This is a genomic window from Pedobacter frigidisoli (assembly GCF_004331675.1).
GTDB classification, from domain to species: Bacteria; Bacteroidota; Bacteroidia; order Sphingobacteriales; family Sphingobacteriaceae; genus Pedobacter; species Pedobacter frigidisoli.
Genome location: NZ_SJSN01000004.1, coordinates 136880 through 149750, shown reverse-complemented (window position 1 = coordinate 149750; position 12871 = coordinate 136880). Strand labels below are relative to the sequence as shown.

Below are 12871 nucleotides of genomic sequence, written 5' to 3'. Positions count from 1 at the left end.
TGTAAAATTATCAAAATGTTGGTTAATAAATAGGTGAGTTCTCTATTTTTGATTTAAATAAATTTCTATGGAATTATCCTGCCCAATATCAGCTGAAAGAGTGAATGAAAATGTTGTGAGAATTGTAGCTTTTATAGTTGCTTTGATCGCAATCGGCTGTATTTCATATTCAAATTATTGGGCAATATTGGTTCTGACTATCGATTTTGCCTTAAGGGCTTTTACCTCGGGGAAGTTTAGTTTGCTGAAAATCATTGCCATCAAGATTTCGAAAGCTTTGAATTTAAAGCCTAAGATGACAGATTTAGCACCTAAAAAATTCGCGGCAACCATGGGCTTTGTTTTTTGCCTCTTGATTACCGCGACATTTATATTTAACTTTTTTACCGCTGCCTTAATCCTGACTTCGATAATGATAATTTTTGCATTACTCGAAAGCTTATTAGGTATTTGCGTCGGCTGTTATGTTTATACTTTTCTACAATTACTGAAAAGGAGCAAGGCTTAAATTATTTTTTTCAACACTTTTCTAACTCGGCGCAATTTTATTCCTTTGCCTTGGTTTGTGTCCTCACGAATCAATTAATTTGTTTCGATTCGTGGAGACACGAACCGAGGCACAAGAGCAAGGCTTAAATTATTTTTTTCAACACTTTTCTAACTTCAGGCGTAATTTTATTCCTCTGCCTTGGTTTGTGTCTTCACGAACTAATTAATTTGTTTCGATTCGTGGAGATACGAACCGAGGCACAAGATACTTTTCTACAATTACTGAAAAGGAGCAAGGCTTAAATTATTTTTTTCAACACTTTTCTAACTCGGCGCAATTTTATTCCTCTGCCTTGGTTTGTGTCCTCACGAACCAATCAATTCGTTTCGATTCGTGAAGACATGAACCGAGGCATAAGAGTATGGTTTAGATTAATTTTTTAATGCTTTTCTAACTTCAGGCGTAATTTTATTCCTCTGCCTTGGTTTGTGTCCTCACGAACCAATTAATTTGTTTCGATTCGAGGAGATACGAACCGAGGCACAAGAGTATGGTTTAGATCAATTTTTTAATGCTTTTCTAACTTCAGGCGTAATTTTATTCCTCTGCCTTGGTTTGTGTCCTCACGAACTAATTAATTTGTTTCGATTCGTGGAGACACGAACCGAGGCACAAGAGCAAGGCTTAAATTATTTTTTTCAACACTTTTCTAACTTCAGGCGTAATTTTATTCCTTTGCCTTGGTTGGTGTCCTCACGAACCAATTAATTTGTTTCGATTCGTGAAGATATGAACCGAGGCATAAGAGTATGGTTTAGATTAATTTTTTAATGCTTTTCTAACTTCAGGCGTAATTTTATTCCTCTGCCTTGGTTTGTATCCTCACGAACTAATCAATTTGTTTCGATTCGTGAAGATATGAACCGAGGCATAAGAGTATGGTTTAGACTAATTTTTTAATGCTTTTCTAACTTCAGGCGCAATTTTATTCCCGAAAATTTCTATCGATTTCATCATGGCTGCGTGTGATGGTCCACCAACATCCATGTGGGCAGAGAAGCGGGTTAAACCAAAAGTTTCCTCCATTGCTAAAATTTTATCTACTGATTCGTTTGCATCGCCAATAATTAAAGCGCCATTGCTGCTTCTCCCAGCCTCAAATTGGTTTCTTTGGAAAGGAGCCCAACCACGGGTTTTTCCAATTCTATTCATTTGTGCCGAGTATAACGGGAAATAATAATCTGAAACTTCCTGACTGTTTTCGCCGAATAATGAGTGCATGTGAACACCGACTTCGAATTTATTAATATCATGCCCATAAGCCTGATAAACTTTTTTATAATAATCGAATAGTGGTTTGAATTGAGTGGGTTGTCCGCCAATGATGGCAAACATCACTGGCAAACCTAATCTACCAGCTCTTTCAACCGATTCAGGTGTTCCGCCAACAGCCACCCAGATTTTTAAATTATCATTAACAGCTCGAGGCAGAATCTCTTGATCGACCAATTCAGGACGGAATTTCCCTTTCCAGGTAATCTTAGGCTCTTTATTGATTTTTAAAAGCAGCTCTAATTTTTCCTCGTAAAGTTCATCGTAATCCTGAAGATTGTAACCGAACAAGGGAAAAGATTCTATGAAACTTCCGCGACCAGCCATTAATTCTGCTCGGCCATTTGAAATCAAATCTACTGTTGCAAAATTTTGGTAAAGTTTTACAGGGTCTGATGAACTCAAAACCGAAACCGCACTGCTCAACTTAATGTTTTTGGTCACCGTTGCTGCCGCTGCCAAAATAATTTCAGGACTCGATACCGCATAATCAGGACGATGGTGCTCACCGATTCCGTAGAAATCTAATCCAACTTCATCCATCAATTTAATTTCTTCTATAATTTCCTGAAGTCTTTGTTGAGCGGATTGAATTTCTCCCTTTGCATTGATTTGCAAATCGCCGAACATACCTATACCTAATTCCATAATTGCTAAAATTTATGAAGCAAAGTTAATAAGTTGGGGGTAGAGAATTTTTGATGTATGGTAAGAAAATAAAATTTGTGGGGAATCTGGAGTTAAAAATAGATTTGGCTTAATATAGAAATCTGAGCCTGATATAATAAATCAATCTACCAAGTTTTATTTATCAAGCCATACAACGGATCTTCCTCCGATAAAATGGGTCTTGATGGTAAATCATGTTTTACCTTTACACCATTTCTTTTAATAATATAAGCCGGTACGCCAACAACAACACAGTTTTCTGGTACATTCTTTACCACAACTGCATTGGCACCAACTGTAGAATTACTTCCAATGGATACATCTCCGATAACTTTAGCGCCAGCCTTTATATTTACATTATCGTTTAAAACTGGTGATTCTGCATCGTTAAAGCCAATGGTAACTTGCTGATTGATCCAACAATCTTTTCCGATGGATTTGGCCGCAATAATTGTTGCAAAACCGTGCTGGATAAATAGTCCATATCCAATACTTTTTGTAGAGATAAATAGTGTATCCATTCTTGGGCATAAAAAATTTAGCGCTAAGGAAACGTGCCCAATTCTGTAATAAAATAAATTTCTGTATTCTGGATAAAACGTCATTAGGTACAGAAAGCCAATTTGTACACCCTCATCAATTTGACTTAACTTTAGCCACCTATCGATTTCATATTTTATGCCCAATCTTTGGCTGCTGAGGTTTAAAAGAATGATATGAGGAATAAGCCGGATCGAACTTATTGCAACTAAGATTTTTTTCATGTTAGGGCGTATAATTAATGTGAAAATAAAAAATATCTTACAAATAATTACTATATCTTAAATTTAATTTACAGTTTGGTAAGAATCTGTCTTATAACTTAGTATGTTTTTTACTTTACATAAATAGGTTACGTATATAGATTTAATAAGCAATGACTGTAAGCTGTTGTAAGTGCATTTTAATAGTCAATTCGTTTACTAAATTTCTTCTTCTGGTACTCTTAGTGATTTTAAAAATATCCAATTTGTTTTTTACCAATCGATACCATTTATATTCGCTCATTTAGATAATACATTCACTCATCTAAACATACATTCTGCTAGGTTACTAAAAATGTAAACTCTTTTTAATGCTTATTTACCTTTAATCATGATGGGGGTTATGCAGGTTCCATTCAAATCAATAATGGTATTGCAACAAAAAAGGTGATTTAAATTAAACCTTAATATGATTTGTATTGACAGATTTAATAAACGAAATTTAAGACCAAATCCTAAACAATGTTAAGAGCAGTTATATTGGATGATGAGATTAGGGGCAGTAAATTATTAAGTCATAAGCTTGAGGAATTTGCTGAGGTTTTATCAGTTTCGGCAGTTTTTAACGATCCAATACTGGCACTTGCTGCAATGGAGGAAATAAAACCAGATGTTCTTTTTTTAGATGTTGAAATGCCTGGTTTAAATGGTTTTCAATTCCTCGAAAGTTTGGGCACTTTTAGCTTTGAGGTGATCTTTACAACTGCTTTTGATCATTATACCCTCGAAGCGCTGCGTTTAAGTGCAGTCGATTATCTTTTAAAGCCCGTTGATCAGGAAGAATTGCAAAAGGCAGTTGGAAGACTGCGAAAGCGTGTTGCCGATAAACCCGTTGTAAGGAACGAAAAGGTTGCGAAATTGGGAAGTCACCGAATGGCGCTAAACACAGCAGAAGGGGTTTATCTGGTAGAACGATCGAACATTACCAGGGTAGAGGCCATGAGCAATTACAGTGTGTTTATCTTAGCAGATTCTAGAAAGATCGTGGTATCTAAAACATTAAAGGAATATGAAAACATGCTCGATGATGAACATTTTATGCGCATTAACCGATCGGTAATTGTCAATTTAGATTATGTAGTGAAATATAGAAAGGGAGACGGCGGAACACTGGAGTTTGTTGATGGGGCAGAGGTAGAAGTTTCCTCACTTAGAAAGGATGAACTGATGAAAAGATTATTCTAGTACCTCAAAGAGAATCAGTAAATTAAACTTTTTAAAAAACAATTAAGCATCATAATATTAGGCATGAAATGTTGGTTTATCTATTTTGCCTTGATGGTTTTTGGTCTGGTTGCCAGCTCGCAAGAATTTCCTGCCTTAAAGTTCAATCAACTTACCGTAAAAGATGGCTTAAGCACTAATGCCATCCGTTGCGTTTACATTGCAAATAATGGTATCGTTTGGATTGCAACCTCTAAGGGCTTAAATAGGTACGATGGAACGGGAGTTGCGGTTTATCATCATAACGATGATGATAGTACTTCCATTGCTAATGATGCCATAGAGTATATTGTTGGCGATCGCGATAACCACCTCTGGTTAGGTACATTAAATGGGTTGTCACACTTCGATCCAAACACTGGAAAATCTGTAAATTATCACCACCAAGAGGGCAATAAAAATAGTTTGTCTACAAATGAAAAATGTTATCCTTTTTTAGATAGTAAGGGGCAATTATGGTTGGCAACTTGGGCCGGTGTGCAACGGTTTAACTTTAAAACCAAGCAATTTATTACCTATACAGCCCCAGCTGTTAATTTGCCAGATCCAAATCATTATCATAATACCTTTACTGTAATTAAGGAAGATAATAAACATAGAATTTGGGCGCTAAGTGCCTTTGGTATTTATCTTGTTAATGAAAAAGAACAAAAATTAGAGCTTTATAGTCAAGGTAACTCAAATCTCAATACCGCCTTTCATCAAGCTAGTAATGGTAAAATTTATATGGGTGCAACTGGAGATGGTATCAAAAAGTTTGCGCCTGATTCCAAAATTTATGAAACATTAATCCCATCACTTTTTAAGGAACGTGATACCAAGATTTTTGATATTGCCGAATGGACTGATAATGAGCAGCAAAATTGGCTTTGCATTGGTGCTGCAGGCGGTTTTGTTCTGCAAGATTTAAAAAGCAATCGTTATAAGGAATATCGTTTCGATAATTTAAATCCATCATCATTAAAAGGCTTCACGATTTATCACATCGCAAAAGATAAGCAGAATAGACTTTGGTTATCAACAGATGAAGGAATCAATATCATTGATCCTTATTTACAAAATTTCGAGAATCTTCCACTTTACCAGCAATCAGGCTTCATTAACCCGAAGCTTTTTGGCTTACCAAATAACATGTTGGAGGCAAATGGAAAATTTTACCTTACGGGATACTTTGCAAAGGGAGTTTATGTTTACGATCAAAAATGGAATCTAAAGGAGCACTTTGAAAAGATACCAGCATTTTCTAAAAGCAACCTCAGTAAATCGGTTAACAGCATTTACAAAGATGCAAAAGGAAGTTTATGGTTTAGCACCGATTCTGGTTTGGTTAAGAAAACCTCGAACAAATACGACCATTATTTTCTACCTAATGTAGATTTAAGCAACAAAGCTAATCTTGCGATATCTAAAATATATAAAAGAAAGGATGGACTTTTTTGGCTCAGGGCTCGACAAAATGGGATTTATATTTTCGACCCAATAAAAGGTAGGTTTTTAAAGAATTACCGGCCCGATGGAAAAAAAATAGATGGAGTGGTATATGCGTGTTATCTCGATCAAAATGATGTGCTTTGGGTGGGTGCAACCCGTGGCATTAGCTATTATTTACCAAAACAAGATTTGTTTAAGAAAGTTGTGGTGCGAGATATTAGTGGTAAGGAGGTTACCGTTACATGGGTTACCGATTTAACGCAAGATAAAGACAATACAATATGGGCAGTATCTGATGTTGGTTTAGTTAAAGTTAATAAAACTACAGGAACTGGTTTATTGATTAACTCAAAAATGGGGCTACCAGAAAATTACCTCAAACGGATTTTGGTGGATTCGTTAGGTAATTTATGGATACCGTCGCAACAGGGCATAATAAAATACGATCGAAAAAAGAAATTCACTTTTTTTAATATTAATAACGGCTTGCCTTTTCAATATGAAGGGCACGGTTTTTTTGAAAAAGATAGTCAAGGGAATTTTTTGCTAGGTTTTAGTGGTTTCGTAACCCGTTTTAATCCATACCGGGTAAAAACAAATACCATGGTGCCGAAAGTGGTATTAATGAGTGTAAGTGCAGATGGGAAAAAACAATTGGTAGGCTTTAAAGGCGGGGCAACAAACATAACGCTTGCTCCTGGTACCAAGCTTATTAACATTCATTTCTCAGTGGCAAATTACACCGCACCCCAAGAAAACAATTATTACTATCGATTTGGAAACGACGCTCATTGGCAGCGTGTTAAAAATGGTGATATTGCTCTAGGGAGCCTACCTGAGGGTAGCTACACCTTATTTATCAAAGGAAGTAATAATGACAATGTGTTTAGTAAAGAAGAAAAAATACACATTTCCGTTCAGCCGCATTGGTATGAAACCTTAATTTTTGAGATTTTTGTTGCCTTGACTATTGTAGCAATAATAACTTTCATCGTTCGAAAAAGGATCGATTTTATTCGCACCGAATCACTATTTAAACAGAAACTTGTAGAGAGTGAATTAACCGCAATAAGGGCTCAAATGAATCCGCATTTCATTTTCAATGTCCTCAATTCAATAGAATCTTTTATTGTTGATAATGATGCTAAGCAAGCCAGTTTAATGGTGCAAAAATTTGCCAGCCTTTGTCGGTTGGTACTCGAGAATTCTACCCAAAGTTTAGTGCCAGCCGATAGAGAATGGAAAGCGATTAAGTTGTACACAGAATTGGAAGCCGTTCGATTTAGCAACCAATTCGCCTTTAGCTTTAGGTATGATGAGCATATAGATATGAGCAGGCTATCTGTACCACCTATGTTGTTTCAACCATTGATAGAAAATGCTATTCATCATGGTTTAAGAAACTATCCGGAAGCTGATGGATTGGTTACGGTAACACTTACACAAAACGATGATGTGGTCCGGTTTACAGTGACAGACAATGGAATTGGGTTAGATAAGGCAAAACGCCAAAAAGTAAATAACCTATTGAAACAAAAGTCGTTAGCCATAAAAGGTATTGAAGAAAGAATTGAGGCTATTAATGCACTTACTACTGCCGCAAGTGCTTCTTTTGAAATTAAGGAAGTTATCGAGGATGGAAAATCAGGCACCATCGCTGTACTTATACTTCCTGCTACTTACCTCAACGAACTGTAATCACATATTAAAAACTCCACAATTAGAAGCAATTAGATTTGTTTGAATGATAAATATTAAAACACTTCATCTATATTGATCTTTTTTTTTTGTCAAGTAGGTTTCTCAATTCTTCATACCCCAGTCATAAACTGTATTTTTAATCCAGATGAAAGTTTTTTTTAGTCAGCTAATAAATATTTTCTGGACAATATTAGGTTTTAGCATCATCGTTTGGTATTGGTATGTTTACTGGGATCCCTTGCTATTTTCTGTTTTTATTTTGTTAAGATTAGTAATGGCTTGTTTCAAATTAAGCTTATATCAAATCAGCATCAACCGAGCACTATATGAGCGATTTGGCATTCGGATAGTTCGAAGATTTGTTCAAGATGGCGATGTTGTTAATAATTTTTATAGACAAACTCCGAACACTGATAAGATGACAAAAAAGAATTCTTACGAGAAGCTGCTGAATAAAACAACTATGTATGAGCGATTTCATCTTTTCTGCCTAATGTTCTTTGCCTTAAGTGATTTGTTGGCAGTAATTAACAAGAACTATACTGCGGCAGTGCTAATTTTAATAGGTAACATCATTTATAATCTTTATCCTATCATGCTTCAGCAATATAATCGAATACGTATTTCTAAATTAATAGCGAGAAAAAGCTCATGTTTAATCCAATCTAATGCACCTAGATTGGGAAAAATAGAGGGCGCTATCATCCCATAGATACGCCCTCATTGAATACTTGATTTATTGTTGTGAATATAATATGTTGCAATGAAAAGTAAAATATAATATTTTAAATTGCTATAAATTCCGGTATTTATACGCTTAAATATTTTTAATATCTTGAAAATTATTTCTTTAGATGGTCATGTCTGTAGAAGTTATTGCTGTTATCAGCTAGGGCGCTAATAATAATTTGACAGTGATATAATACTGTCGATTTAAATTTTAAAACCTAAACAATAGCTTTTTTATCTGGCCTCCATTCTCTTTTTGAGTTGTTTGCGGATTGGAATATCAACTAGGATGAGAACTAAATAAGCGAATATGATTAATGCCACAACACCAACCGCCATTACAATAATCATCTCATTCATTATAGGTTTTTTACTTTCTACATAACTCATAAATAGCCAAATGAAAGGATAGTGTACCATGTAAAGTGGATAAGAAATTTCGCCTGAGAACCGGCAAATCCATGTTGATTTTTTTATTGAGCTAGCCCCAGCGCCCAATGCAATAACTAATGGAAGAAAAAATATAACTACTACTGGCTCTACTATGAAATTAAATTTTTCTGAGTAAGGGATCAAAAAAACCAATGTTAAAAGTATTCCGATCGAAGCAAAGCCGAGTTTTGAAGGGATCTTCCAGTTGGAACGATAAATTAAAATACCTGCAACGAATGAGTAAAATACTCTTGCCCCACCTCCGAAGAAATTATCGCCACCCCAGCCAACAGAAAGGTTGCCTGATTTATAAGCTTCATACGCCAGTAATATTGCAGCAATTGCTGTAAGCAACCACAATGTTTTATTTTTTAACTTAATTAAAAAGAAAGCATAGAAAAGATTTGCTACATATTCCCAAAAAAGTGACCATGTTGGCGGGTTTAAATGAAAGAAATTAAAATACCGCTCATGAACAAGTGGATATGGGATCATTAAACAAGAAGCAACAAACATCCAAAAACTTTTACCCTCATAGGTAGCAAAAAGATTACTCATCGGATCGAACGCAAACGCAACAATCCCAATAATTGAGCCTATAATAACCAAGGGATGCAGGCGGATAAGTCTGAGTTTTAAAAAAGTTATTAAACCTATGCTTTTTAGTTTCTGGTCATAAGCATAAGCAATCACAAAGCCAGAAAGGCAAAAGAAAAAATCTACAGCTAAGTAAGCATGAGCAATAAAATTATCTTTATAATCTGGTACGGCAATTTCCATGAAGTGAAAAATCACTACGGCTACAGCTGCTAAACCACGGAGGCCATCCAAAATTTCAAAATGCGGTTTTGATGATAGTAGGGATGCGGGTACGGTTTGATTCATAAGTCTAATTCGGATGGCGTCGAAGATAGTGATAAAATATTTTTGCAGATTTCCTTTCTCGATAATTATCTTTTATAAAACACACAAAAATTATTTTGCGTGAAATTAGATCAAGTTTGTATCGATTATGTTTAGGATAGTTAATAATTCATGATTAACTTCTTTTTGCTGCTGTCTAATTCCTCTAATCGATAAATAGTTTGATGAAATTGATGTAATTGGTAGGAGTAATGACTAAGCTAGAATTTATTATATTTACCATAGAGATATGGCAAATAATAATATTAAAGTGCGTAAGGGTTTAAAGGATGGAGATAAAAAATCCTTAACCATTCAGCAGCATGTACAATTGCTAATTCTTTATGGCCTTAGGTTTTTAATGATGATTTCTAAGCGAAATTACGGATCATCCTTAAAGTTCATAATTCTCGCCATCGCAATATTCTCAGTCGGTTTAGATGCCGCTGCCCAAGCAATTGTTAAAACGCAAAAGGCTGATGTAATCATTTATGGTGGTACTGCCGCTGCAATTACCGCTGCGGTGCAAGTAACAAAGATGGGCCGCTCAGTGATCGTGGTTTCTCCCGATAATCACCTAGGTGGGCTTTCTTCTTCTGGTCTCGGATTTACTGATACAGGAAATAAGAGCGTGATTGGAGGTCTCGCTAGAGAATTTTACCACCGTGTCTACCTCCACTATCAGCAAGATTCAGCTTGGAAATGGCAACGTAAAAGTGAGTACGGTAACAAGGGACAAGGAACTCCCGCTATTGATGGTAAAGACCGAACCATGTGGATTTTTGAACCTCATGTTGCCGAAAAAGTAATGGAGGATTTTGTTAAGGAAAACCACATTCGTGTATTCAGAAATAGTTGGCTTAATAGAGCATCTGGTGTGAAGATGAAAGCAGGTAAGATTACAGAAATCTCAATGCTTAATGGGGAAAAATTCCAGGGAAAGGTGTTTATAGATGCAACCTACGAAGGAGACTTAATGGCAGCAGCTGGCATAACCTATCATGTAGGGAGAGAACCAAATAGCCGTTACGGCGAAACATGGAACGGTGTGCAAGCAATGGTTTTTCAGCATGAACACCATTTTGCAAAAGCCATAGATCCTTATAAAATCCCTGGGAATCCTAATAGCGGATTTCTCCCAGAGATTAACAGTACGCCTATCGGAATTAACGGTGCGGAAGACAAAAAGCTTCAAGCCTACTGTTTTAGGATGTGCCTGACCAACAAAACTGAAAATAGGATAGCTTTTCCAAAGCCCGATCGTTATAATCCGCAAGATTACGAACTGCTGATCCGTGTATTTGATAGCGGATGGAGAGCACTTTTTAATAAATATGACCCACTGCCCAACCACAAAACTGATACGAACAACCACGGCCCGTTTAGTACAGATTTTATTGGGATGAACTATGATTATCCTGAGGCTGTTTACGAAAAAAGAAATAAAATTATAAAGGCGCATGCAGATTACCAGAAAGGGCTAATGTACTTTATGTGCACCGACCAAAGAGTGCCCAAAGACCTCCAGCAAAAACTAAATACTTGGGGGCTTGCAAAGGATGAATTTAAGGATAATGAAAATTGGCCCTATCAGATTTATGTTCGAGAAGCAAGGCGCATGATATCTGATTATGTGATGACTGAAAATGAAGTGCTAGGAAAAAGATCTGTACCTTTTCCCATTGCCATGGGCTCTTATGCGTTAGATTCGCATAATGTACAAAGGTATATTACTACTGAAGGCTTTGTTCAAAATGAGGGAGATATCGGGGTGAAGGCGCCAGCGCCGTATGGAATTTCCTATGGGGCTATCGTTCCAAAGCAACAGCAATGTACAAACCTTTTGGTTCCAGTGTGCCTTTCCGCATCGCACATTGCCTATGGTTCGGTAAGGATGGAGCCCGTTTTTATGATTTTAGGAGAATCTGCTGCCACAGCTGCAGTGCTCGCCATAGCTAAAAAAACATCGGTGCAAGAGGTAGATTATAAAGAACTAAAGGCCCTGCTACTGAAACAGAAGCAATTGCTCAGGTTTGGAGTGCCAAATTAGAATTAAAGCGTAAAAATTTAGACGGCGCTACATTATAATAATTTGTATTGTTTCTGGCTTGTAGCGAGATAGATATGTTTTGTTACCTTACCCTATTATTAAAACGAGATAATGATGATTTTAAAAATTCAACAAATTTTCAAACGATTACTTTTTATTTTGACAATATCTTTTTTCAGCATTTCTGTATATGCTCAAAGAAATAAGCTACAGCCTCTATTTAATGGAAAGGATCTTGTTGGCTGGTCAAAATATATCGATAAGCGGGGTTTAAATAATGATCCTAAGCATGTAATCTCTGTAAAAGATAGCCTTATTCACGTTACTGGTGAGGAATTTGGTTACATCGCTACGAATAAAAGTTATAAAAATTTCCGACTATTAATTGAATTTAAATGGGGCGAGCAAAAGTTTTCGCCAAGAGAAAACGATCGGAGAGATGCAGGAATTTGTTTTTATGTTAATGAGCATGATAATAGAATTTGGCCTAAGTCTGCGGAGTTTCAGATACAGGAAGGCGATGTTGGTGATCTTTGGCTAATTGACAATGTAACTGGCTATGTTGATGGATTGCAAACCCAGCCAAAGGATTATGCGAGGATTACTAAAAAGAAAGATGCTGAACGCCCAAAAGGAGAATGGAATGCACTTGAGCTAATTTGTATGAATGGTAAAGTCCAGTTTATTGTTAACGGCGTGGTGGTTAACGAAGGCGAAAGGTTAAGTGTATCCGATGGCAGAATACTGCTTCAATCGGAAGGTGCAGAATTATATTACCGAAATATCAAAATTGAGGAATTCGAACTTTAAGCGCTAACTCAAAAACGTTAACGCATTTCTATACCGTAAAAATACCCGATTTTTAGGAAGTGTAGCAATAGGCATCATTATTGAAAACCGAAAATCCATGTGGAGATCAATAAGCCAAAGTAGCCCATTAGTCGAGCTTGAGAAAGTTAGCCTTGGCGACATTCTAGAATACGATGGAGTATTGGGTGAAGTTACAGATATAGAGATTTTTAAATCCAATTGCGAAGTTCACTTCTATTTTAAACGAGCTGGTGATTATCAAACAGTCTTGATTATTAAACGCTTGGAATAAACTTA

Annotated in this window: 10 protein-coding genes; 7 read left to right on the top strand and 3 right to left on the bottom strand. The window is 36.2% G+C overall.

Going from position 1 to position 12871, the window contains the following annotated elements:
- The first annotated feature begins 67 nt into the window (after window positions 1-67).
- A complete protein-coding gene (locus tag EZ449_RS06260; protein WP_131557113.1) occupies window positions 68-508 on the top strand; it encodes a DUF4395 domain-containing protein in 441 nt (146 codons plus the stop codon).
- Window positions 509-1438: 930 nt separating this feature from the next.
- Here EZ449_RS06260 and EZ449_RS06255 read toward each other — a convergent pair.
- On the bottom strand, window positions 1439-2470 hold the full coding sequence (locus tag EZ449_RS06255; protein WP_131557112.1) for an Atu2307/SP_0267 family LLM class monooxygenase: 1032 nt from the start codon (window positions 2468-2470) through the stop codon (window positions 1439-1441).
- Between the two features lie 146 nt (window positions 2471-2616).
- Complete coding sequence (locus EZ449_RS06250) at window positions 2617-3255, bottom strand: serine O-acetyltransferase (protein WP_131557111.1); 639 nt, start codon at window positions 3253-3255, stop codon at window positions 2617-2619.
- A gap of 501 nt (window positions 3256-3756) precedes the next feature.
- Between EZ449_RS06250 and EZ449_RS06245 the strand changes: the two genes are divergently transcribed.
- From EZ449_RS06245 to EZ449_RS06235, 3 genes are all read left to right on the top strand, one after another.
- Window positions 3757-4479: a LytR/AlgR family response regulator transcription factor gene (locus EZ449_RS06245; RefSeq protein WP_131557110.1), complete on the top strand. Its 723-nt coding sequence runs from the start codon at window positions 3757-3759 to the stop codon at window positions 4477-4479.
- Window positions 4480-4542: 63 nt separating this feature from the next.
- On the top strand, window positions 4543-7647 hold the full coding sequence (locus EZ449_RS06240) for a ligand-binding sensor domain-containing protein (protein ID WP_131557109.1): 3105 nt from the start codon (window positions 4543-4545) through the stop codon (window positions 7645-7647).
- A 148-nt stretch (window positions 7648-7795) separates the two neighbouring features.
- Complete coding sequence (locus EZ449_RS06235) at window positions 7796-8362, top strand: glycosyl-4,4'-diaponeurosporenoate acyltransferase CrtO family protein (RefSeq protein WP_131557108.1); 567 nt, start codon at window positions 7796-7798, stop codon at window positions 8360-8362.
- A gap of 251 nt (window positions 8363-8613) precedes the next feature.
- Here the strand turns inward: EZ449_RS06235 and EZ449_RS06230 are convergent, their stop codons facing one another.
- Window positions 8614-9696 carry an acyltransferase family protein gene (locus EZ449_RS06230; RefSeq protein WP_131557107.1) on the bottom strand — a complete coding sequence of 361 codons (1083 nt, stop codon included), beginning with the start codon at window positions 9694-9696 and terminating at the stop codon, window positions 8614-8616.
- Between the two features lie 268 nt (window positions 9697-9964).
- On the opposite strand from EZ449_RS06230, the gene EZ449_RS06225 reads away from it, so the two are divergent.
- From EZ449_RS06225 to EZ449_RS06215, 3 genes are all read left to right on the top strand, one after another.
- Window positions 9965-11764, top strand: coding sequence for an FAD-dependent oxidoreductase (locus EZ449_RS06225; RefSeq protein ID WP_225872245.1), 1800 nt, complete (start codon window positions 9965-9967; stop codon window positions 11762-11764).
- Between the two features lie 111 nt (window positions 11765-11875).
- Window positions 11876-12574: a 3-keto-disaccharide hydrolase gene (locus EZ449_RS06220; RefSeq protein WP_205942953.1), complete on the top strand. Its 699-nt coding sequence runs from the start codon at window positions 11876-11878 to the stop codon at window positions 12572-12574.
- 97 nt (window positions 12575-12671) lie between these two features.
- Window positions 12672-12866, top strand: a complete 195-nt coding sequence (locus EZ449_RS06215) for a hypothetical protein (RefSeq protein ID WP_131557106.1) — start codon at window positions 12672-12674, stop codon at window positions 12864-12866.
- The last annotated feature ends 5 nt before the right edge of the window (window positions 12867-12871 follow it).